23 protein-coding genes are annotated in these 22,142 nt (G+C 56.8%); 11 read left to right on the forward strand and 12 right to left on the reverse strand.

Going from position 1 to position 22,142, the window contains the following annotated elements; genetic code table 11:
* Positions 1-53 precede the first annotated feature (53 nt).
* Both ABJZ52_RS14465 and ABJZ52_RS14470 read right to left on the reverse strand, forming a co-directional pair.
* Positions 54-2,624, reverse strand: coding sequence for an ABC transporter permease (locus ABJZ52_RS14465; RefSeq protein ID WP_348187440.1), 2,571 nt, complete (start codon positions 2,622-2,624; stop codon positions 54-56).
* On the reverse strand, positions 2,621-3,343 hold the full coding sequence (locus ABJZ52_RS14470) for an ABC transporter ATP-binding protein (RefSeq protein ID WP_348187438.1): 723 nt from the start codon (positions 3,341-3,343) through the stop codon (positions 2,621-2,623). Before ABJZ52_RS14470 ends, ABJZ52_RS14465 begins: the two co-directional genes overlap by 4 nt.
* 170 nt (positions 3,344-3,513) lie before the next feature.
* On the opposite strand from ABJZ52_RS14470, the gene ABJZ52_RS14475 reads away from it, so the two are divergent.
* From ABJZ52_RS14475 to thpR, 3 genes are all read left to right on the forward strand, one after another.
* Positions 3,514-4,152: an arylesterase gene (locus ABJZ52_RS14475; RefSeq protein WP_348187436.1), complete on the forward strand. Its 639-nt coding sequence runs from the start codon at positions 3,514-3,516 to the stop codon at positions 4,150-4,152.
* A gap of 48 nt (positions 4,153-4,200) precedes the next feature.
* Positions 4,201-5,253, forward strand: a complete 1,053-nt coding sequence (locus tag ABJZ52_RS14480; protein WP_348187434.1) for an aldo/keto reductase — start codon at positions 4,201-4,203, stop codon at positions 5,251-5,253.
* Between the two features lie 233 nt (positions 5,254-5,486).
* Positions 5,487-6,023: an RNA 2',3'-cyclic phosphodiesterase gene (gene thpR, locus ABJZ52_RS14485; RefSeq protein WP_348187432.1), complete on the forward strand. Its 537-nt coding sequence runs from the start codon at positions 5,487-5,489 to the stop codon at positions 6,021-6,023.
* 4 nt (positions 6,024-6,027) lie between these two features.
* On the opposite strand, the gene ABJZ52_RS14490 is transcribed toward thpR, so the two are convergent.
* Complete coding sequence (locus ABJZ52_RS14490) at positions 6,028-7,224, reverse strand: glycosyltransferase family 4 protein (protein WP_348187430.1); 1,197 nt, start codon at positions 7,222-7,224, stop codon at positions 6,028-6,030.
* 88 nt (positions 7,225-7,312) lie between these two features.
* Between ABJZ52_RS14490 and ABJZ52_RS14495 the strand changes: the two genes are divergently transcribed.
* On the forward strand, positions 7,313-8,083 hold the full coding sequence (locus tag ABJZ52_RS14495) for an alpha/beta hydrolase (protein ID WP_348187428.1): 771 nt from the start codon (positions 7,313-7,315) through the stop codon (positions 8,081-8,083).
* 12 nt (positions 8,084-8,095) lie between these two features.
* Here ABJZ52_RS14495 and ABJZ52_RS14500 read toward each other — a convergent pair whose 3' ends face one another.
* Complete coding sequence (locus ABJZ52_RS14500) at positions 8,096-8,737, reverse strand: DNA-3-methyladenine glycosylase 2 family protein (RefSeq protein WP_348187426.1); 642 nt, start codon at positions 8,735-8,737, stop codon at positions 8,096-8,098.
* Positions 8,738-8,845: 108 nt separating this feature from the next.
* Between ABJZ52_RS14500 and gluQRS the strand changes: the two genes are divergently transcribed.
* Together gluQRS and ABJZ52_RS14510 are read left to right on the forward strand one after the other, a co-directional pair.
* Positions 8,846-9,751: a tRNA glutamyl-Q(34) synthetase GluQRS gene (gene gluQRS / locus ABJZ52_RS14505; protein WP_348187424.1), complete on the forward strand. Its 906-nt coding sequence runs from the start codon at positions 8,846-8,848 to the stop codon at positions 9,749-9,751.
* A 299-nt stretch (positions 9,752-10,050) separates the two neighbouring features.
* Positions 10,051-12,159 (forward strand): EAL domain-containing protein, encoded by a 2,109-nt coding sequence (locus tag ABJZ52_RS14510; protein ID WP_348187422.1) that lies wholly within the window; start codon positions 10,051-10,053, stop codon positions 12,157-12,159.
* Positions 12,160-12,179: 20 nt separating this feature from the next.
* On the opposite strand, the gene ABJZ52_RS14515 is transcribed toward ABJZ52_RS14510, so the two are convergent.
* Positions 12,180-13,148, reverse strand: a complete 969-nt coding sequence (locus tag ABJZ52_RS14515; protein ID WP_348187420.1) for an AEC family transporter — start codon at positions 13,146-13,148, stop codon at positions 12,180-12,182.
* 237 nt (positions 13,149-13,385) lie between these two features.
* Here ABJZ52_RS14515 and ABJZ52_RS14520 point away from each other — a divergent pair, with 237 nt between their 5' ends.
* Positions 13,386-14,513: a hybrid sensor histidine kinase/response regulator gene (locus ABJZ52_RS14520; RefSeq protein WP_348187418.1), complete on the forward strand. Its 1,128-nt coding sequence runs from the start codon at positions 13,386-13,388 to the stop codon at positions 14,511-14,513.
* Positions 14,514-14,519: 6 nt separating this feature from the next.
* Here ABJZ52_RS14520 and ABJZ52_RS14525 read toward each other — a convergent pair whose 3' ends face one another.
* Positions 14,520-15,146 carry a 2-hydroxychromene-2-carboxylate isomerase gene (locus ABJZ52_RS14525; RefSeq protein WP_348187416.1) on the reverse strand — a complete coding sequence of 209 codons (627 nt, stop codon included), beginning with the start codon at positions 15,144-15,146 and terminating at the stop codon, positions 14,520-14,522.
* Between the two features lie 95 nt (positions 15,147-15,241).
* Between ABJZ52_RS14525 and ABJZ52_RS14530 the strand changes: the two genes are divergently transcribed.
* A complete protein-coding gene (locus ABJZ52_RS14530; protein ID WP_348187414.1) occupies positions 15,242-16,102 on the forward strand; it encodes a phosphatase PAP2 family protein in 861 nt (286 codons plus the stop codon).
* A 20-nt stretch (positions 16,103-16,122) separates the two neighbouring features.
* Here ABJZ52_RS14530 and ABJZ52_RS14535 read toward each other — a convergent pair whose 3' ends face one another.
* From ABJZ52_RS14535 to ABJZ52_RS14550, 4 genes are all read right to left on the reverse strand, one after another.
* Positions 16,123-16,575, reverse strand: a complete 453-nt coding sequence (locus ABJZ52_RS14535) for a host attachment family protein (protein WP_348187412.1) — start codon at positions 16,573-16,575, stop codon at positions 16,123-16,125.
* A gap of 127 nt (positions 16,576-16,702) precedes the next feature.
* Positions 16,703-16,966 (reverse strand): hypothetical protein, encoded by a 264-nt coding sequence (locus tag ABJZ52_RS14540; protein WP_348187410.1) that lies wholly within the window; start codon positions 16,964-16,966, stop codon positions 16,703-16,705.
* A 54-nt stretch (positions 16,967-17,020) separates the two neighbouring features.
* A complete protein-coding gene (locus ABJZ52_RS14545; protein WP_348187408.1) occupies positions 17,021-17,485 on the reverse strand; it encodes a low molecular weight protein-tyrosine-phosphatase in 465 nt (154 codons plus the stop codon).
* 16 nt (positions 17,486-17,501) lie between these two features.
* The gene (locus ABJZ52_RS14550; protein WP_348187406.1) at positions 17,502-17,729 is read right to left on the reverse strand and encodes a sulfurtransferase TusA family protein; all 228 of its coding nucleotides are present in this window, start codon (positions 17,727-17,729) and stop codon (positions 17,502-17,504) included.
* A gap of 98 nt (positions 17,730-17,827) precedes the next feature.
* Between ABJZ52_RS14550 and ABJZ52_RS14555 the strand changes: the two genes are divergently transcribed.
* The 3 genes from ABJZ52_RS14555 to ABJZ52_RS14565 all read left to right on the forward strand — a co-directional run bounded on the left by ABJZ52_RS14555 (position 17,828) and on the right by ABJZ52_RS14565 (position 20,508).
* A complete protein-coding gene (locus ABJZ52_RS14555) occupies positions 17,828-18,391 on the forward strand; it encodes a DUF924 family protein (protein WP_348187404.1) in 564 nt (187 codons plus the stop codon).
* 438 nt (positions 18,392-18,829) lie between these two features.
* Positions 18,830-19,168, forward strand: coding sequence for a P-II family nitrogen regulator (locus ABJZ52_RS14560; protein ID WP_153771451.1), 339 nt, complete (start codon positions 18,830-18,832; stop codon positions 19,166-19,168).
* Positions 19,169-19,188: 20 nt separating this feature from the next.
* The gene (locus ABJZ52_RS14565; protein ID WP_348187402.1) at positions 19,189-20,508 is read left to right on the forward strand and encodes an ammonium transporter; all 1,320 of its coding nucleotides are present in this window, start codon (positions 19,189-19,191) and stop codon (positions 20,506-20,508) included.
* Between the two features lie 78 nt (positions 20,509-20,586).
* On the opposite strand, the gene ABJZ52_RS14570 is transcribed toward ABJZ52_RS14565, so the two are convergent.
* Both ABJZ52_RS14570 and ABJZ52_RS14575 read right to left on the reverse strand, forming a co-directional pair.
* On the reverse strand, positions 20,587-21,255 hold the full coding sequence (locus tag ABJZ52_RS14570; RefSeq protein ID WP_348184474.1) for an HAD family phosphatase: 669 nt from the start codon (positions 21,253-21,255) through the stop codon (positions 20,587-20,589).
* 19 nt (positions 21,256-21,274) lie between these two features.
* Complete coding sequence (locus ABJZ52_RS14575) at positions 21,275-22,093, reverse strand: ABC transporter permease subunit (RefSeq protein WP_348187399.1); 819 nt, start codon at positions 22,091-22,093, stop codon at positions 21,275-21,277.
* Positions 22,094-22,142: the final 49 nt, after the last annotated feature.

Genomic DNA, 22,142 nt, shown 5'->3' on the forward strand with positions numbered 1-22,142 from the left:
TGGGCTTATGATCTTCCTAAACAACTCGTTAAGCAAAACTGCGGCGCGCTCGACTACAGGTTTCGCAGCACAGGCGCCGGTTTCTCTCCCAGAACCTTCCATGTCCCGATCAGGCCAAAGCCAACTGTGAGCACAAGAGCGATCAAAGCGGCTGTCATGGCTGTTGCGGGAAGCATGACGAAACTGCCTCCCATGACCTGCGTAATGACGAACCATGCCGCAACGCCTCCGGCAACGAGCGCGAAGACCGCCGTGACGATTCCAAGGATCGCGTACTCGAGAGCATAGGCGAGGATCAACCGTCCGCGGGTTGCTCCGAGCGTCTTCAAGATGACGGCATCGTAGATCCGGCTGCGATTGCCAGCCGCCAACGCGCCCGCCAGAACGAGAATGCTTGCGATCAACGTGATGGAAGATGCTCCTCGGATAGCCCAGGCAAGCTGAGCCACCAGATCATTGACCTGAGCAATGGCGTCTTTGACGCGAACCGCCGTCACCGTCGGGAATGTGCTCGAGACAGACCGCAGGATATCAAGCTCCTGATCGGCAGAAACGTCCTCATCCCAACCCAATGTCATCAAATGGGCGTGCGGAGCTCCGGCGAAAGTGTTCGGGGAGAACACCAGCACGAAATTGATGGCAAGTGAACGCCATTCGACCTTCCTGGTGTTTGCGATTTCGGCTGTGATGTCGCGTCCGAGCACATTGACGGTGATTTCATCACCGATCGTGAGACCAAGCTCTCTTGCGGCTTCATCTTCAAATGAAACAAGGGGTTTCCCCGCATAGTCTGCAGGCCACCAGTTGCCGGAGGTCAATTCGGCATTTTCCGGCTGCTCGGCTTCATAGGTGATGCCTCGATCGCCCCGCAAGATCCATGCGACATTGGGGGGCGCCTTGATTTCACTCGAGGGCACGCCCTTCAGTGAAGTCAGCCTGCCACGTAGCATCGGCACGCTGCGCAGGTTTGCATTGTCCGTCTCGGTGTTCAGCAGGGTTTCGAAGGCATCGCGTTCGTGGCTTTGAATGTCGACGAAGAAGAAGCTTGGCGCTTCCTGTGCAACGGTCGCAGTCAGTTCGCGCCGCAAGTTTCCGTCGATCAGGGCAAGAGCGACGAGAAGCGAAAGTCCCAAGCCAAGTGACAACACGACCGATGGTGTCAGCGCACCTGGGCGGTGAATGTTTGCGATCGCAAGGCGCAGCTCTGTCGATCGGACGGTAGGCAGACGTTTGGCAATCGCCATGATCAGGCGAGCCACCAGCACCAGCAGTACGAACGCAGATGCGGATGCCCCGATGTAGATGAGCGCGATGCGCTTGTCATAAGCGAGTAGAATAGCAATTCCGGCGAGCGCGAGAACCGTGATCGCGGTGGACACGAGATAGCGTTTGCGCGGCAGGCTGCGTGCCTTGCCGGAAACCATGTCGCGAAACAGGGCCGTGGGCGGAACGTCGTGTGCGCGTCCAAGCGGCCAAAGAGCAAAGGCGAGCGCTGTCAGAATGCCGTAGAGAAGGCCAAGGCCCAGTTCCTGAGGATAGATCGCGGCAGCAAGATCAATCGGCAGAACGCTCGAAAGCGCTGCTCCGGCTGCAAAAGGCAGCATTGCGCCGACCAAAAGGCCGATGCCGATGCCGATGGCTGCAAGGCACAGCATCTGGATCAGGTAAACCTGAAACGCGAACCCGCCGGTGGCACCAAGGCACTTGAAGCTGGCAATGACCGCTTGTTTCGTGTCGAGAAAAGCACGGATGGCGTTGGCCACACCGACGCCGCCCACGACAAGTGCAGTCAAGCCGACGAGGGTCAGGAATTGCGCAAAGCGATTGATGTTGCGCTGAAGACCAGGAGCGGCATTGGCTCTTGAGCGAACTCTCCAACCCGCATCAGGGAATGTTTCTTCAGCCTCGGCAATGACACCTTTGACGGCCTCTTCAGATGCTGTTCCAGGCAATTTGACCCTGTATCGCCACCTCACAAGGCTGCCCGGTTGGATAAGGCCGGTTTCAGGAATGGCCTCTTCTGAAATCATCAGGCGTGGACCCAACTCCATGCCGCCGGCCAATTTGTCCGGTTCGCTCGCGATAACGTCGCTGATCCGAACAGTTGCTCTGCCGATAGCGAGGGTGTCGCCCGGCTCAAGTCCGAGGCGCGCGAGAAGCGAGAGGTCCGCGACAGCGCCCCAAAGGCCATCTTTTTGAGACAACGCGTCGGCCAACGTGCCGCCACCTTCAAGCTCCATTTCGCCATAAAGTGGATAGGCGCCGTCGACGGCTTTCATTTCCACGAGAGCTTGATCCCCGGTTTCCGGTCGCCGGGCCATCGCTCGCATTGTTGCGACACTTGAAACATCGCCGAGCGTCTGCAGCCATGCGCTTTCGCTGTCGCCCGCCTCACGATGCACAATCGAAAAGGCGATGTCGCCGCCGAGAATGGACTGGCCCTCGGCCGAAATACCTTCCGTCAGTCCACGGGAAATCGACGTCACACCTGCAATCGCGGCGACACCCAGTGCGATACAGGCAATGAAGATGTAGAAGCCCTTGAAGCCGCCGCGCAGTTCTCGGAGCGCAAATCGAAGGGCGAGGGAAAAACCGGTCGGCGCTTTGGCCACAAAGGCGTTCATATAGGTGCCCCGGCGGTTTCGCGCGCAAGGCTTGCAGCATTGTCTTCTTCTTCGATTTCGCCCGAGCGAACCCGGATCATCCTGTCGCAGCGTTGTGCCAGGGCCGGGTCATGGGTCACGAGCACCAATGTCATCTGGCGCTCCCTCTGCGCCTTGAACATGAGTTCAACAATCTGTGCACCGGTGTCGTCGTCAAGATTGCCTGTCGGCTCATCGGCGATCAGGATCTTGGGATGAACCACCAAGGCCCGTGCAACGGCCACGCGTTGTTGCTCGCCGCCGGACATCTGGGCGGGATAGTGATGCAAGCGATGGCCAAGTCCGACGGCTTCAAGCTCCTGACGGGCTTTGTCGAATGCTGCAGCATCCCCTGACAACTCAAGCGGAACTGCGACGTTTTCCAGAGCGGTCATGTTCGGGACAAGGTGGAATGACTGAAAGATGATCCCGACGGTTTGTCCGCGGAAACGGGCCAACTCATCTTCCGACAAGGGAGAAAGTTCGGAGCCTGCGACCTGGACCTGGCCGCTGTCAGACCGCTCCAGCCCGGCCATGACCATAAGGAGGGTCGACTTGCCGGATCCCGAGGGGCCGACCAGTCCAACCGCGGTTCCGTCCTCGATGGTCAGATCGATGCCTTTAAGGATATGGACCCTTCCTGCGCCCTCTCCCAGACTGAGATGTACGTCTTTGAGAGAGATAGCCGGTCCATTTGTCATCTTTGCCCCTATATACTGTCTTGTGTTCCAAATGCGGAGCGAACGTGCGCCTTGGGTGCCGACTGGTCGCGACTGCATCGTTTCTGCAATATGATCAACAAGTCACCGCCTTGCCGAAACTGGTTTCTGCGACCATATGGGGACTTACCAAGGAGTGATCCAGACCCGCCATGCGTACAAATTTGTATCAGTTTGTCATACTTTTCCTGCTCGCACTCGGTTTGCCAACCGCAGGTGTTGCCACGGAGGCTCTAAAGCTCGTTGTTCTGGGAGACAGTCTGTCCGCAGGGTACCAGCTTGCGCCGGGGGAGGGTTTCCCCAGTCAGCTTCAAAAAGCCTTGTCCGAAAAAGGCTATGCAATCGAGGTGGTCAACGCCGGTGTCTCGGGTGACACGTCTTCAGGTGGCCTGGGCCGTCTTGACTGGTCGGTTGGTCCAGATGTTGATGCCGTGATCGTCGAGCTTGGCGCGAACGACATGCTTCGAGGCATCGCGCCGGAACTGACCAAAGAGAATCTCATCGAAATTGTCTCACGACTGAGGGAGCGCGGTGTTGAGGTGCTCGTGGCGGGCATGTTGGCGCAACGCAATCTCGGCGATGAATATGCCGAAGCCTTCGATCCAATCTATGCGGATGTGGCTGCTGCGCATGATGCGTTGCTCTATCCGTTTTTCCTCGAAGGGGTCGCACTCAACCCGGAGCTTAACCTTCCAGATGGAATGCATCCGACCGGAGAGGGCGTTTCCGTGATTGTCCAGAATATGTTACCAACGGTCGAAGAACTTCTGAAACGAGCCGGTTCACCCTGAAACCGGCTTCCCGATTCAATCGCAAAATCTGAATTCAAGGAACCAGTGATGGATTATCGCCGTCTCGGTCGCACCGATTTGAACGTGAGCTCTCTTTGTCTCGGCACCATGACATATGGCGAGCAGAACTGCGAAGCTGAAGGCCACGCGCAGATGGACCTCGCCCTGGATAGGGGAGTCAATTTCTTCGATGCGGCAGAACTCTATTCGATCCCGCCCAACCGGGAGACGCAGGGTCGGACCGAGCGGATCATTGGCACCTGGTTTAAAGCCCGGGGAACGCGCGACAAGGTCATTATGGCCACCAAGGTTGTCGGCCGTTCCGACATGGACTGGTTCCGTGAGAATGGCGCGAAGGCAAAGCTGACTCGTGAGCAGATTGAATTTGCTGTCGACCGGAGCCTTCGGAACCTTCAGACGGACTACATAGATCTCTATCAGTTGCACTGGCCAGACCGGAACGTCTCTGCGTTCGGTAGCAACCCCACTCGGTGGAAGGACGTTGAGCCAGCCGCGGACGAGAATTCGATCGAAAGCACACTTGAGGTGCTCTCCGACCTTGTGAAGGCCGGCAAGATCCGCCACGTCGGGCTCTCGAACGAGAGCGCATGGGGTACCATGAGTTTCGTCAGTGCCGCCGAACGCCATGGTCTGCCGCGCGTTGCCTCAATCCAGAATGCCTATTCTCTGGTGAACCGGACCTTCGAAACGGGCCTTGCCGAGATCTCGCTCAGGGAGGATGTTTCACTTCTTGCCTATTCGGCACTCGCGCAGGGGTTTCTGACCGGAAAATATCGTGACGGCGCCACGCCGAAGGGCGCCCGGAAGACGCTGTTCAATCGGATGCAGCGTTATGAAACGCCGGGTGCCGAAGAGACATTCAATGAGTATCTGGACCTTGCAGCGGACGCTGGGCTCAATCCTTCACAGATGGCCTTGGCCTTCGCGCATACCCGCAGCTTCATGACCTCCGTCATTCTGGGGGCGACCCGTCTCGATCAGCTGGAGCAGGATCTGGATGTGGTCGACATGACCCTTTCGGACGATGTTCTGACCAAGATTGATGAAATTCATCAACGTCGCGGCAACCCCTGCCCATAGCATCTGATTATTTGAAACAAGATCGCGCCGCGGATGGCATCCGTGGCGCGATTTTTCGTTTGTGACAGAGAATCATTTTGCCGTCGCAACGACCTGAAATCGGTGAGGCGTAGCGATCTCGTAGACGCGAAATTTTCGATAATCATTTTTGTATCAGTAGGTTACGAATTTTCTTGCGCTTCGGGCGAAGTTGATTCCTGATGATTAAGTCGAAACCAGCGAAGGGGCAGGCTATGCCGCGCTTGTTTACTGGCTTTGAGATTCCGTCCCAAACGGGTCTCTTGCTGTCGATGCTCCGGGGAGGCCTTCGGGGCACCCGCTGGATCGATCCCGAGAACTACCACATCACGCTCCGCTTCATTGGCGACATCGACGACCGTACGGCAGATGAAGTGGCCAATGCGCTGGATCGGGTCCGGCGTCAGCCTGTCGAGATTCGCCTGAACGGGCTTGGATCCTTTGGTAATGGCAAGCCGCATGCCGTTTGGGCCAGGGTAGAGCCTTCGCCGGAGCTTGCCGAGTTGCAGGCCGAGCACGAGCGGATCCTTCAAAGAATCGGCCTACCCTGCGAACGTCGCAAATATACGCCGCACGTGACGCTTGGTCGTTGCCGGACGTCTTCCAATGATGATGTTGCAAGGTGGTTGGCTGAACATGGGAACTTCCAGGCCGCACCCTTTGTCGCCGGGCGGTTTGTTCTCTTCTCAGCCAAGGCCAGTGTCGGCGGTGGCCCCTATCTGGTTGAGGAGGCTTACCCTCTTGCTGCGTGAGTTGTCAGCGCTGTTGGTTCGGGCCCTGATCTGACAGCAGGTTGCGGTAGGCTTTCAGCGTTTTTTCGCACATGGCCTCGACGGAGAAATTCTCACCCACATGATGGGCGGCACGTTCCGTGAGTGCCTGCCTGTCCTTGCTCTCGAGATCCAGCACCTGGCGAAGCACTGCGGCGAGGGCTTCCGGGTTTCCCGGAGGAACACGCCATCCGGTGCGCTCGTCATCGCTTTTTTCCGGAGGAGCCAGAACTGTTTCGGGCACGGCGCCGAGATCCGAAACAATCACCGGCACACGCGCTGCCTGAGCCTCAACGGCGGCACGGCCGAAGGCTTCAGCTTCCACGGATGCGACGACAGCGACATCAGCGAGCGACAGGGCCGCTGGAACATCAGCGCAGTGTCCGACAAGCAGGATACGGTCTTCAAGTCCGTGGCTTGCGATTTGTGCCCTCAGTTCGGCGAGGTATTTGTCGCGCCCCTGGGCATCGCCTGCCAGGACGGCGATCGTCTGACTGTCGCCAGCCTCTGCGAGCTTTGCCATCGCGTCAATCACGATACCCTGGCCTTTCCAGGCAGTCAGGCGCCCCATGTTGAGGATCATCGGCCGGTTGGTGTCGATCTTCCATGCGTCCGCCAGCGTTTTGCGGCGTTCTGAAGAGACAGCCTCAGGTGAGAGCGCGCCGAGATCCGACCCTCTGTGGATGACAAGGATCTTGCCCGCCGCCACAGGGTGTCGCTTCTGGATCAAATTCGCCGTGTAGCCCGAGTTGGCGATGACCGTATCACCGCGGGCCATGACTGAATTGTAGAAGGCCTTGAGCCGTGACTTTTGATTGTAGACACCGTGATAGGTTGTCACGAAGGGTATATTTTCGCGGCGTGCCGCCAGAAGCGCTGACCATGCCGGTGCGCGGCTGCGTGCGTGGATCAGTCCGACGTTCCGGTCACGGATTACCTCGCCAAGTCGCGCAGCGTTGCGCCAGATCGTAAGCGGGTTTTTCGATTTGACCGGCTGCGTGATGTGATGCGCGCCAAAGCTTTCGAGCTCCGCGACGAGACGACCGCCTTCGCTGGCGACCAGTGCTGTCCAGCCGCCATCTGTCAACGCCTTGGCAACGTCGATAGTTGTGCGTTCGGCGCCGCCTGTTTCCAGATCGGGGATGACCTGCAGGACAACCGGCTTGCTCTTTTGAATGGACACTTTCTGCTCCGGCGCTGACACTTTGTATTTGGCCTTCGCCTGTGCCAAAGGAGAGGCACTTGGGACATAAACCAGCCAGAGCCATAGTATGAGCCAGAAAGATCCGCAATTCATCACGGTCGGAAAAAGCGCCAGTCAGCGGCAAATTGCGATTTGTCACAACCCAGCTGACGGCGATCCAGGTCTCTTTTGGCTGTCGGGCTTCAAGTCGGACATGAGCGGCACCAAGGCGCTTGCGCTCGCGGATCACGCATCAGAGAAGAAGCTGGCGTGCACCCGCTTCGACTACTCAGGACACGGTCTGTCGTCAGGAGAATTCGAAGACGCTTGTGTGTCTGATTGGCTTGAAGAGGCCCTGGCGGTATTTGATCGTTTTTGTACTGGCCCGACGGTTGTCGTGGGCTCTTCGATGGGGGGCTGGATCGGTATGCTTCTGGCGCTCGCCCGTCGCGAGACCGGACTGTTAAAAGGCATGGTTCTGATCGCGCCGGCCGTTGATTTCACCGAAGAACTCATGTGGAAACAGCGCTTCACTGAAGAGATCCGTGACACGATCCTGCGCGACGGGCGTTGGCAGCAACCCTCCGCCTATGCGGACGAACCTTATGTGATCACCGAAAAGCTGATCGAGGACGGGCGCAAGCACCTGATTCTTGACCAACCTGTCGCGACGGGTTGCCCGGTGACCATCCTGCAAGGTGCGCTTGATCCCGACGTGCCTTGGCAGCACGCTCAGCGATTGGCAGAAGCGCTTCCGGAAGATGATGTGACCTTTTCACTGGTCCCTGATGGCGACCACCGATTGTCGCGCCCTGAAGATATTGCGCTTCTGCTTCGCGTCGTGGATCGGCTGCTTTAAAAAGCGCGTAGCCTAAACCGGCAAGGTTTCCCGCCCTTGCTTTTGAGCCCTGTACCAGGCCCAGAAGAGCCGCGCTGCTATGCCCCGCCAAGGTGCCCAAGCCTCGGCACGCTCGTCGAGCTGTCTGACAGAGGGCTTCTCCTCCAGTTTGAATGCGTCGCGGACCGCAATCTGCAAAGCCAGGTCGCCGCTCGGAAAGACGTCCGGATGGCCTGCACAAAACAGGAGAAAGATGTCGGCGCTCCACCGCCCGATGCCCTTGATCTGGCAGAGCGCTGCATGGGCTTCTTCCGCGGGTCGAAGGGCAAGGCCGGTGAGGTCTAGCCCATCACTGCATGCTTGCGAGACAGCTCGAAGGGTTTTGATCTTGGGACGGGACAGGCCCGCTCCGGCAAGCTCCACATCCGAGTGATCCGCCAACGTCTCTACGGTGAGAGGTGTGACGAGTTCTTCAAGCCGACGGAATATGGCCGCTGCGCTGGCAACGGACACCTGCTGCCCCATTACGATTTGGGCAAGTCCGGCAAAGTTTGCGGATCGTCGGCGGAGAGGTAGTGGACCTGCCTGCTGGGCAAAAGGCACAAGATGGGGGGCTTGGCATAGAAGCGCAGCCAGCCCTTGCTCAACATCTTTCAGGGTTTCGATCGAGTTCACGAAGGTCTCACGGGTTCGGCGTTTCTCGAGGCGGGCGAAGCTGCTAGGACCATTGTTCAAACACTCCGCAGAATCTGACAACCCGTTTGTCGCTTGAAACCGATGCATATGACACAGCCTGTCTTCCGTTTTGCGCCTTCTCCCAATGGCAAATTGCATTTGGGTCATGCTTTTTCGGCGCTCCTGAACTTCCGTGCTGCCGAGGCGTTGTCCGGAAGGCTTCTGCTCCGCATGGAGGATATTGATGTTGTCCGATGTACGCCAGACTATGAGGCAGGCATCGTCGAAGATCTGACATGGCTTGGGATTGGTTGGGAAGAGCCAATCCTGCGGCAGTCGGAGCACTTCGATGACTACAGGGCAGCTCTTGGAAAACTGGAAGAACTGGGACTGGTGTATCGGGCTTTTCTCACGCGCGCGGAGATCAAGCGGTACGTTGCCGAATTCGAGGCTGGCAGCCGGACCTGGCCGAGGGACCCTGATGGCGCACCTCTTTATCCGGGCGATGCGGCCGTCTTATCTGAAACAGAGCTTGCTGAGCGCCGGAAAGGCGATGCTGCTTATGCGCTCCGCCTGGATATGAAGGCAGCCCTGCGCGAGCTGAAAAAGCCGCTTTCCTGGTGGGAGGGACCTGCGGACTGCTCGAAAGCAAAAAACGCTAGCGACTGGTACCTTGGACGTGAAGTGGTCGCGGATCCAGCTGCCTGGGGAGATGTTGTCCTCGCGCGCAAGGAGACGCCGACGAGCTATCATCTCTCGGTTGTGGTGGATGATGCCCGTCAAGGCATAACGGATGTGATCCGAGGAAGGGATATTTTTCCTGCAACCTCAGTGCACCGGCTGCTTCAAGTGCTGTTAGACCTGCCTGAGCTGCGCTATCGACACCATGAATTGGTGTTGGCTGAGGACGGTCAAAAACTTTCCAAATCCAATTTCGATACCAGCCTGCAATCGTTGCGTTCTGCGAGTGTTTCTGTCCAGATTATTGAGAGTAGACTTCTGAAAAATCCTTAGTTTTCTGCGGATTTTATTTGTGGTAAATGACTAGGTGAATATTAGTTCATTTGATTGAAGTAATGCTTTCGATCTATAGATGTCGATATTGAAAATTATCTATTTATACACGGGTTCCCGGGTACAAGGACTGAATTCAGTCGGGTGCTTTTGAGGGACAGGATGTTCGTAAGTTTACCAGCGATACTTTGCCGTTTGTGCACGGTTGCGTTGATACAGGCTTGGGTGAAGGCTGGCAGGAGTCAGGGACAAGCGAAGCTGGTCTACCTGCGCACCGGCAAGCGTGGCGCTTAGAAAATATGCCCAATATAAAGCACCTCCTTGAGCGCGGCCGCAGTGCGCTTGGTCGCGTGTTTGTTCGCTCGACGGTCTATGTCGTGGTGCTGTTGCTGGCTTTCACCACGCTGGTCGCATGCTTCGGTTATTTCTCACAGGTCTGGAAGATTGAAGAGCGACTCGCGGAAAACGCCCGCAATCATGCGGTGCTTGTTTCGCGCATTGCTGCTCGGGAGATCGAGGACAAGAACTACGCGAATGTCGAGAAGCTGCTCGACGCATTGGGAGACGAAGAGCTTGTCGTCGCGGCGAAGGCCTACAGCAGGTTTGGACATGTGTTTGCAAGCGACCTTAACTCTCGTACCAATGGTGCGCTGCAAGTCATAGACGAAGATGTTCTTGATGCTATTCAGGGACAAACGACACTCACCCGTGAGACTGATGCGTTTCATCAATTTGTTCTGCCTGTCTATCGTGACGGGATCGGCGTTGGCGCAGTCGAAATCACCGTGTCAAAGGATGAAATCCAGGACCTCAGACGTGAGATCGTGTTTCAGACCTTGATCCTGGCCGGAACCCTGTTTTTCGTCTTTGTGCCGTTGGCGACATTCTTGATGTACCGTTCAACCCACGGCATCAGCCGGGTTACAGAGGCTGCAAACGAAGCGGCACAAGGCTTCCTAGACACGAAGATGAAAGTCGACACGGTCGGGGAAGTCGGAGAGTTGCAGGTGGCGTTCCGCCAAATGGCTGTGAACTTGCGCAACAATATTCAAAGGGTCGAATATCTCGCGCATGTCGACGGCGTTACAGGCCTGCCTAACCGGCTGAAGTTCAGCAACGTTGCCACTCAGCTTATTGATCTGTCGCCCAATGCTGACGGGGGAATGATTTTTGTCGATCTCGACCGGTTCAAGGCGATCAACGACATGCATGGTCATGTGATCGGTGACAGGCTTTTGGCGCTGGTCGCCGAGCGGCTTAGCGATCTGATCAAGATATTTGTTGATGGGCGCTTTCAATGCAAGCCGTTTGTCGCCCGTTTCACAGGTGATGAGTTCATTGTCGTGCTGCCGGGATTGTCGGACCCTGACATACTCAAGGAGTTGTCGGATCTGATCGTCAGAAAAATCAGAATGCCATTCAGAGTCGACCATTTGAAACTCATGGTGCGGGCAAGTATTGGCGTTGCGCTCTATCCTCAGGACGGAAAGTCTGCCGATGATGTGCTGCGTTGTGCAGACATGGCAATGTTCACAGCTAAGGGTGGCGGACGAGATCAGACGGTCATTTTTGATGAGAGCATTCGTCAAAAGGCCGATGAGCGCGAGAAAATCGAGCGCTGCCTTCGCACTGCGCTCGATCATGATGAGTTGACGGTCTTCTACCAGCCGAAGATAGACATCTTGACTGGCCAGATCATGGGCTCCGAAGCGTTGTTGCGCTGGGAACATCCCGAGCTCGGCAGTGTGCCGCCGTGGAAGTTCATTCCGCTTGCGGAAGAATGCGGTTTGATGCCCTCCATCGGTGAGTTCGTCCTGCGACAGTCGCTTGAGGACATGAATGTAGTGCGAAAGCAAGGTTGCGATCTCTCGGTGGCCGTTAATGTTGCGCCGGTCCAGTTCCAATCAGACAGTTTCACAGATCGTACTCTTGGAATTCTTGGCGAGAGCGGTTTTCCGCTCGACAAGCTGGAGCTTGAGATAACCGAATCCAGCATCATGGAAGATCCGCAGCGCGTTTATCGTCAGATTGTTCCGATCAGGGACGAAGGTGTCGAGTTCGCGATCGATGACTTCGGAACAGGCTATTCAAGCCTGAATACGCTTGCGACCATGCCGTTTGATACGCTGAAGATCGACCGGTCCTTCGTGATGAACATGGCCGAAAGCGAAGACCGTAGAGTTATTGTGCAGCTGATCTTGATGATGGCGCAGCAGCTACGGATGAAGACTGTGGCAGAAGGTATCGAAACACGCGGACAATACGATCATCTGAAAGCCTGGGGTGCAAACTTTGCGCAGGGCTATCTATGGAGTCCACCTGTTCCCTTTGCAGCTTTCAGAGCGATGGTGAGCGCAGGTCTGGATGTCGACGATGCGGATGGCCGTTCTGGTGAACTTCGGGCCTAGGCCTGCAGGGACGGACAGGTTTAGCCGGCGGCGCGCCAAGCTTCCACGATTGCCACCCACAGACCGCTGGTGACCACGGCAGTGATGGTTGTCAATGTGATCGAGTTGGCTGACATTGCATGGCCGGTGCCGTATCGGTTCGCGAAAATATAGGCGTTGACGCCGGTTGGGCATGCGGCCGTCAGAGTGGCGACGGCCGTCCAGAGCGGTGGAAGATGCAGGATGTAAGCGCCGACCAGGAACACGATGGCCGGCATTACACCAATCTTCAGGCAGCTGAGCAATAGGCCAGGAAGGATATTGCCGCGTATCCCATAGGGCACCATGCTCATCCCCAGGGACAAGAGAGCGACCGGAAGCGCCGTAGATGAAATGCGGCCAAGTACGTCACTCAGGATTGGAGTGAAGGACAGGCCCGACAAACGCCATACCAATGCGCAGACCAGAGCTATGATGATGGGATTGGTTGCGAGGTTTCTCGCGATCTTGACGATCATTTCACCCAGCGGCGGCGGGGTGCTGATGCCATCCAGCGCTGCCGCCCGTTCCATCAAGACCGAGATGATGACAGTCATGATTGGCATATGCACCGAAATGATGATGAGCAAAGGAACAAGGCCTTCGTCACCATAGACCGTGGAAACGAGCGGAAGGCCAACCATCACCGTGTTGGCAAACGCAGCTGATATGCCGCCCACGACACCCGCCCTGGCCTCTCGCTTGAAACCCTTGCGTATTAGAAGAGAAGCTAGCATCCAGGTGGCCGCGACACCGCAGAAATAGGTCGCCCAGAGCGCCCAGGGGTTTTCGTCACCAAACTCGACAACTGACAGGGTTTTGAAGATGAGCGCGGGTATGGCGATGACAAAGACGAACTGGCCTAGCGCCTCTCCGACAGCCTGGGAAACCAGTCCTATCCTGGCTGCAATGTATCCAATGCCGATCAGGATGAAGACGGGAAGGACGATGGACAGGATTTCTAGCGGCATTCAATCCCCGGCGGGCTTTGGATTTCAGGTTGAGCAACCTGTGATCTGGCGCGATCTCCCTGAAAGGACGTTCGACACGGACGTTCCGGCCGAAGTTGGCAGTTCGGGAGGCCGGAAATGCGGGCGCGCAGATAGCAAGACGATTGCGTTTGGATATTGTCAGACAAAATGACGAGCAATTGGCAAAGTGGCAAGTGCAGTTTGCGGTTTGCCTGGAAGTCATACTAGATTCATCCCATGGATGGAGACCAAGATCAAAATCATGAAATTGCGCTGCTTGCGCATGACCTTCGAACGCCGCTGTCGGCCATGAAACTGACAGCCGAGCTGATCGGGGTCGAGAAGCTGTCACCCGTCCAGGTGGAGCGTCTCAAGCTTTTGATTCGCAGTATCGACGCCCTGAGCGACATGACCGGAGCGCTGCTCCTTACCTCCGAAACAGGAGATCGTGCGCCGGAACTCTCTGCGATAGCCGCTGATACGGCCGAGCTTTTCCGCGCACCAGCCGAGGCAAAGGGGCTCGGCTACAAAGTCGAAATTGAAGCGTCGAAAATCCGTCTTGAACCCGTTCGTGCCGGGGCTCTGCGGCGGGTGATGACGACCCTTTTGGACAATGCGGTCAAATACACTGATGCCGGCAAGATCAGTATTTCCTTCGAGATTTTGCCTGGGAAAGGTGAAACTCCGGCAGAAGTCCGGCTTGCCGTTACCGACACTGGCCCGGGCATTGATCCCATGGAGCGCCGCCGCCTGTTCAAACCCTATGTTAGGGGGACCGCCGGAAAGGCCCGGAGCCACGGATCAGGACTCGGGCTTTGGGGCGCTTCGCAATTGGTTGCAGACCACGGAGGCAGGCTGCGCTTGAAAAGTCCCAAGGCTGGAGGCTGCCGTTTTGAAATGAGCCTGCCTTTGGCTCAGGGGGCAAAAGAAAGCGTGGTTCGGGCGGATCCCGCCGATGTGTCGGATGCGGAAGCGCATGTTCTGATCGTTGATGACAATGAGACCAACCGGCGCCTGCTGTCTGCCTTGCTGGAGTCCTTCGGCATTTCCTGTGACCAGGTACCCAGTGGCATGGACGCGCTCAAGGTCATTTTAGAAACCGAATATGATGCGGTCTTGCTGGATCTGCATATGCCCGTCATGGACGGCCTTGAAACAGCCGCCCGGATCCGGGAGATTGGCAACACGGAAGGTTTGCCGCTGATCGCGGTAACGGCCGCGATGGAATCCGTTGGCGACAAGCGCATGCGGCAGGCAGGCTTTGTGGAGGTGCTCGCAAAGCCGCTTTCACCTTCGCTGTTGTTTCAGGCGATGGAGCATGCCCGGCGACGCCATGCGGCACGGTTGAGCGTTTCGGCGACTTGAGGTCGATCAGTCCGTCATCATGAGGGCTTCATCCAGGGCTTGCTCCAACCTGTCGTGACCCCAGAACAATTCGCCCGATTGCGTCACGAAACTGGGCGCGCCAAAGATGCCTTGAGTTTCGGCCTCGGAAACCGCGGCACGCAGACCGATCTTGATGTCCATCGTCTCGGCGTGAGCGAGTACTTTCTTCGCATCTGCCCCGACTTCCATGAGAATGCCTGCCAGAATGGCCGGGTCGCCAATGTCGAGACCTGCTCCAAATTCGGAATAGAACACGGCCCTGACGAATTCTCCGATCCAGGCTTCATTCCGGCCGGCGTGAGCCAGGCGGGCAGCCAAAAGGCTGTTTTGCGGAAATGGATCAGGGGCAATGAGCGGAAGACCCAGCACCTCGCATTGCCTCTCCATATCCCGCCACATGTAGCGACCCTTGGCAGGCATCAGATTGAAGGGCGAGGTTTCCCATCCCTGCTTCTTGAAGATCGGCCCGAGCAGGAAGGGGTGCCAAACGATCTCGACCGAGCGATCGCCGGCAACGGTTTCGATCCGCATGGCGGAGAGGTAACTGTAGGTCGAGGCGAAATCGAACCAGAAATGCAAACGTGGCTTTCGGTCGTGGAGTTCGGCTTCCATCAAACGCCTGCCTTTCCGATTTCCTGGAGAAAATTCCGAATGCGAATGGTTTGGATTTTATTGGTCATGTGCGTCGAATGGGTTAAACAGCGCAGATGACACGATGCAAGGCCTATTGGCGCATGATTTCTGATCGTTTTGCAAAGCCCTTGGCCTGGGTGGCTGCCAATCCGATGAAGGCTGTGGGCCTTTATCTGCTGGCTGTGTCCGCCTTTTTTCTCGTTTTTCCTGCTGTTGATCTCTGGGCCAGCGGTTTGTTCTACAGCGATGAAAGCGGATTTTTTGCGCGCAATGATCCTTTTCTACGTCGGTTCCGCCATCTGGGGCCGCATATTGTCAAGATCGTCGCGATAACCTGCGTTGTGGTGCTCTTGGCAAAGCTTTTCCTGCCGGCAAGAAGCCCGCTCATGCCCCTGCGTGCACCGGTGTTCTTGCTGACCACGCTGATTTTGGGGCCAGGCGTTCTCGTCAACCTGATCTTGAAGAACAACTGGGGTCGGCCCCGTCCGGTGATGGTTGATGTCTTCGGTGGAGACATGCCCTACCAGCCGGTATGGCTGCCATCAGACTGGTGCGATACCAATTGCTCGTTTGTTTCAGGCGAAGCGTCCGCAGGCATGTGGCTGGTTGCTGCGGTTTTCATCGCGCCCATTGCGTGGCGTTTCGCCTTGTTGGCGTTTCTTCTGCCGCTTGGTTTTCTGCTCTCACTTAACCGTATCGCATTCGGGGGGCATTTCCTGTCGGATACACTGATTTCCTGGGGGCTGACACTTCTCGCGATCCTTGCGGTCTACCGGATCCTGTATGTTCAGGCGCCAGCATGGTTGCGCGATAGCCATCTGGATGAATGGCTTACCCGAAAGGGCCGAATTCTTCAGGTGATCATGAGCCGTGGCGGCACCCGGGCATCAGCCCGGATGCGCCATTTCGCGGGTATGTTTGGCAACCGCCATTAGACCTTAGCCAAAGGCTGGCGTCAGGACTTGCGGGTCAGGATCCGTTCGATTTCGACCGGCGGATGGCTCGTCAGGGTCTTGTCGACCTCGGCAACCACGCGATCCTTGACCTCTTTGTGGAACGCCTTGCGCAGGTCTCCGAGGATCATCGGCGGCGCTGCCACCACCAGTTTCTCGTATCTGCCCTTGTGTGCGGCCTTGTAGAGCATTTCGGCCATCTCCTTGGCAAAGCGGTGTTTCTCCAGCGTGTGCCAGTCGGTCTGTTCCATGGAGCTTTTCTGAGGTCCGGGGCCGTCACCCTTGCGCCCTGGTGCGTCGGTGCCCTGTTCAGAGGTTTTGGGGTTTTCGCTCTCCATCTGGCGGATCACTTGCAGATTGGGAAATTCCCGGTCACCTTCGTTCCGGAACACCAGCGCTTTTTCGCCGTCGCCGACCAGAACCCAGGCGTCGTGATCTATCTGTAAGCCAGGCATGATGAGACTCCCTTTGTCGATTGTCTTGACGGCAGCAGGAGCATTCGCTGCTCATGCCGCCATTATTTGATGTGATATCTGCTGGCCGAGGTTCAAGGGCTTGGTGGAGGCTTGAGTATTCACCCGGCTAGCTGGACTTGCGCGGGCGTGTACGCTTCAAGATGCGCGCGAAACGCATTGGAGAGCGATCCTCCAGCCAGGTAAAGATGCTGTTGAGGCGCGGAACCCTGCGCCTGCGGTTCCGCAGTGCCCTGGCAGCCTGGCGACTGGTTGCGATGATGACAATCATGCCCAGAGCGAGGAGGGGAACGCCTGTCGGGATGGGCAGCCAGACCGTTGCGAGGCCAAGCGCAATCAAGACCAGAGCGAACGTCCAAAAGAGCAACTTCATAAACTGTACGGTCCTTCGTGGCAGCCACTGCAATACGAAGGCTTCAAGACGGGATTATGAAGATTGCTGATCGCCTAGCATCCGGCTCAGTCGCTCGCTTGCCGTTCTGAGCATATGAAAAACGGCTTCAAAGCCCTGATCACCACCATAGTAGGGGTCGGGCACCTCTTGCTCGGGGGCGTCGAGAAAGAGACGCAGGTGCGCCATAGTTTCGTTTGGGGCGATCTGGCGCAGTTTGGACAGGTTGCTTTTGTCCATCGCCAGGATCAGGTCGAAATCTGAAAAATCCTCCTGGCGGACCTGCCGTGCGCGTTGGCCCGCAATGTCGATGCCATATCTCGCGGCGACTTCGATGGATCTTGGATCAGGCGGGTTCCCCTCGTGCCAGGCTCCGGTGCCCGCGCTGTCAATCCGAACGCTCTCAACCTGCCCTGCCTCTTCCAGCGTGTTCCGGAAAATACCCTCGGCCAGCGGTGAGCGGCAGATGTTGCCAAGGCAGACAAAAAGTATTGAGGTCATTGGTTCGTTGCTCTGGTCAGGCCTTGATGATTGTAAAGCGGCCGCTGTCGCCATCTTTTTCGGAGCTTTCGAGCGTGTGTCCGTCTTCACTGCAGAAATGGGGAATATCCAGAAACGCCATGGGGTCGGTCGTTTGAACGATCATTCGGGTTCCGCTCTCGACCCGGCTGAGCGCCTTGCGTGTTTTAAGGACCGGGAGGGGGCATTTCAGACCTTTGAGGTCTAGGATGGTGTCTTGACTCACGAAATTGGCTCTCGGCGGTTTTGGTACTTGGTTTGTTATTCTAGCGCCTACATATACCTAATAAATATTTCACCGTCCGATTCTTGATGGAGTGCAGGATGTCCCTACCGCATGCTTTGCCACCGGTCTCACCGATTGATGTTCTTGAGTTCTGGTGGCAGGCAGGTGCCGAAAAGTGGTTCGTGCGTTCTGATGCGTTTGACGCGGAAATTCGCTCGCGGTTTTTGGAGGCAATCGAGGCTGCAAAGTCAGGAGAACTTGAGCTTTGGGGCGAGACCCCGCATGGCTGTCTGGCCCTAATCATTCTTCTCGATCAGTTTTGCCGCAACGTCTATCGCGGCGACCCTAGGGCATTCGAGAGTGACGGGATGGCGTTGGCGCTTGCCAACAAGGCTGTAGAGACAGGCTTCGACAAGGCCTTCCCGAAGGACGTGAGAGTCTTTTTCTACCTGCCATTTGAGCACGCTGAAGATATTGCCGCCCAGGAGAAGAGTATCGATCTGACCCGGCCGCTGGGGCATGAGCAGTTTTATCTCTACGCCTTGATCCATATGGACGTCATTCGCCGGTTTGGCCGCTTCCCCCACCGCAATGAGGTGCTTGGGCGAGTGTCGACGCCTGAGGAACTTGCCTATCTTGCCGACGGTGGATTCTCGGCCTGAGTTTTTTACTAAAATTTCCTTAAAGCGTCGGTAAGGCGACTACGCCAACGGCGGCTGCACCTATGGCAAGCAGAATTTCTGCCGCAAAAATAACCGTTGGCTCCATCTTCGATTCTTTTTTGTTTATTTTTTATGCAAATTCTGAAATTTGCCTAATTTTTACTCTCACTCAAGTGGCTGAGGCCACTCTGCGTAGGTTTGGGTTTTATCCAATATCCCTCTCTGGATCGTTAGAATCCCAGAATTCTGCGGTTTTATGAAGTTTCTCCTGAAGTTGGCACGGTCCTTGTAATGAAGGACACGACACCGACCCGGCTACGTACTTGTGCGGGCCTTCGTTTTCGAAGGCAGGGTTTCGGAACCCAGGGGGGACCGAACGGGTAGGTCGGCCAGCCTTTTCGCAGGGAAAAGGCGCAGGACAAGGAATGGGAACAAGCAATGAAAATTGTGATGGCCATCATCAAGCCGTTCAAACTCGATGAAGTGCGTGACGCGCTCACGGGGATCGGCATCCAAGGCCTGACTGTTACTGAGGTCAAGGGATACGGCCGCCAAAAGGGCCACACTGAAATCTACCGCGGCACCGAGTATGCCGTCAGCTTCCTTCCGAAGCTGAAAATCGAAGTCGCCGTTTCCGGTGAGTCTGTCGACAAGGTTGTCGAGGTCATCTCAGGCGCTGCCAAGACCGGTCAGATCGGCGATGGCAAGATCTTCGTCTATTCGATCGACCAGGTCGTTCGCATCCGTACCGGCGAAACCGACGCCGAAGCTCTTTGATTGTATTGAGGGTAAGAACTATGAACAAACTTGTCGCAAAAAGCGCGGCTTCGCTCGGCGCCCTCGGCCTGATGGCCGTGCCGGCTATGGCTCAGGACGCTGCCCCGGCAGTTTCGCCTGAAACAGCCTATATCTTCAACACGCTGCTGTTCCTTATCGGTGGCTTCCTGGTCATGTGGATGGCGGCTGGTTTCGCCATGCTTGAAGCTGGTCTCGTTCGTTCCAAGAACGTTTCCATGCAGTGCCTCAAGAACATCACCCTGTACTCGATCGCAGGCCTGATGTTCTGGATCACCGGTTACAACCTTATGTACGCTGGCGTTGACGGCGGCTTCATCGGTTCCTTCGGTCCATATTCCTTCGACGCCGTTGGCGGGGACGCACTCGACACAGGCTACTCCACGGCTTCTGACTGGTTCTTCCAGATGGTCTTCGTGGCAGCAACCGCATCGATCGTTTCCGGTACCGTTGCCGAGCGCATCAAGCTCTGGCCTTTCCTGATCTTCACGGCCATCCTGACCGGTATCCTGTATCCGATTTCCGGTTCCTGGCAGTGGGGCGGCGGCTGGCTGTCCGAGATGGGCTTCTCCGATTTCGCCGGTTCCACGATCGTTCACTCCGTCGGTGGCTGGGCAGCTTTGTCCGGTGCGATCATCCTCGGTGCTCGTAAAGGCAAGTATGGCCCGAACGGCCAGGTGACCCCGCTTCCGGGTTCTTCCATGCCGCTCGCTACGCTCGGTACTTTCATCCTGTGGCTCGGCTGGTTCGGCTTCAACGGCGCATCCCAGCTCGCAATGGGCTCGATCGCTGACGTAACCGATGTGTCTCGCATCTTCGCCAACACCAACATGGCTGCTGCAGCTGGTGTCGTTGTTGCCGTGATCCTGACGCAGATCCTTTACAAGAAGGTCGACGTTACCATGGCACTGAACGGTGCTCTGGCCGGTCTCGTATCCATCACGGCCGAGCCGCTCGCTCCATCCGTTCTCCAGGCTGTCATCATCGGCGGAGTTGGCGGTGCGATTGTCGTCTTCGCGGTTCCGATGCTCGACAAGTTGAAGATCGACGATGTTGTCGGCGCTATCCCGGTTCACCTCATTGCAGGTATCTGGGGCACGCTTATCGTGCCATTCTCCAACGATGGCGCCTCCTATGGCACACAGCTCGTCGGCATCGTTTCCTACGGCGTGTTCACTCTGGTCGCGACGTCCATTGTCTGGTTCGTCCTGAAGGCCGTCATGGGCATCCGGGTTTCCGAAGAGGAAGAAGCACTTGGTCTCGACAAGGTCGAGGTTGGTGTCGAAGCCTATCCGGAATTCGGTATCGGCTCTGCACGGTAATTACCGTCTCCCAAAGCGGCCATATTGATTTGGCCGCAACTCGAGCCCGGGGTCTCCCCGGGCTCTTTTTATTTGGTCCTAAAGACGGCTGGTCATTTCCTCGAACGAGACGATCACATCATGGGCGCCCGCGTTTGTGAGCCGGTCTGCAAGCCCGTCATCTGCATGGCCAGCGCCTACGAAGCCCCATACCGTCATGCCTGCTGCGAGCCCAGCCTTCACCCCATTGATGCTGTCTTCCAGGACAATGCAGTCCGTAGGCTGCTGCCCAATCCGGTCCGCTGCCATCAAAAAGAGATCCGGCGCGGGCTTGCCATGTTCGACCTGGTCGCCGGAATAGACGTGATTGTCGAAATGCTCGGCGAGCTCAGTGATCTGCAACTTGCGCTTCAGCCCTTTCAAACCTGAGGAAGATGCCACTGCGCGCGGCCCCTGGTGACCTGCAAGAAAATCATGGATGCCCGAAACGGATGTCAGCTCAGTTTCCATGCGCCGGTACATTTCGGCGGTCATTCGCTCCTGGAAGTCATCTGGGAAGGGGCCTTTGGCGAGGGCGGCATAGTCGGCCTTGATCGCCGACATGAAGTCCCGGCCGTGCAATCCGGTAAAACGGATACCATAGTCGATTGGCTCGTAGGTCAGGCCAATCTGGCCAAGAAATTCCATCTCGACCGCGTGATAGATGACCTCTGAATTGATCAAGACACCATCGCAATCGAAGATGATCGGTTGTTGCGCGAGGGACACGGCGATTCTCCTTGAAAGATCAGTGGCTGCCGTCGAACAGGCCTTTGACGAAGAGGCGCTGGAAAAACACCAGGAGCAGAGCGGGCGGCAAGACTGCGAGGCAGGCCAGCATCATTCCTGTGAGGCTTGAGCGGCCATAGAACTGAAGGCCGCGCACGATGGTGTAGCGGCTTTCTTCCGACGTCACCATGACGGGCCAGAGGTACTGGTTCCAGCCATTGACGAAGGTCACCAGAAAAAGCGCACCTGCCATCGGCATAGACAGCGGGATGAGAATGTCGCGCAGGAACTTCAAAGGACCGGCGCCATCAAGGCGTGCCGACTCGAGCATGCTGTCGGGGATATTCCGCAGAAATTGACGGAAAAAGAAGGTGCCAATGCCGGAGGCCGCGAGCGGCAGGATCAACCCGGTCTGTGTGTTCACAAGCCCCAGGCTTGCGACGACGTCATAAGTTGGCATAAACCGGGACTCCAGCGGCAGCATTAGCGAAAGCAGCAGAAGCCAGAAGAAGAAGACCGCGAAGCGTAGCCGGAAATAGACCAGCGAATAGGCGGCCAGAAGCGAAAGGCTTACCTTTGCCAACGCAAAGCCTGCGCCCAGCAAGAACGAGTTCCAGATCATTCCCAGGGCTGTGATGTCGCCGCGAAAGCCGCCTTCGGACTGAAGCAAATGGCCGTAGTTCGACAAACCGTGACCACCGGGAATGAACGTCAAGCCTGTTTCCCGAAAGAAGGTAGCGTCGTGGGTTGTTGCAAGAAAGACCGCGAGCATCGGTCCGCACATGACGATGGTGCCCACAATCAGGATGGTGTGATCGAAAACGTCTTGTCTGCGCATGAGAGTGTCCGTCCGCAGGGGCGCGGAATTCCGAAGGGTGGGCGAGTGT

It is taken from the genome of Roseibium sp., assembly GCF_039982295.1.
In the GTDB taxonomy this organism is placed as follows: domain Bacteria; phylum Pseudomonadota; class Alphaproteobacteria; order Rhizobiales; family Stappiaceae; genus Roseibium.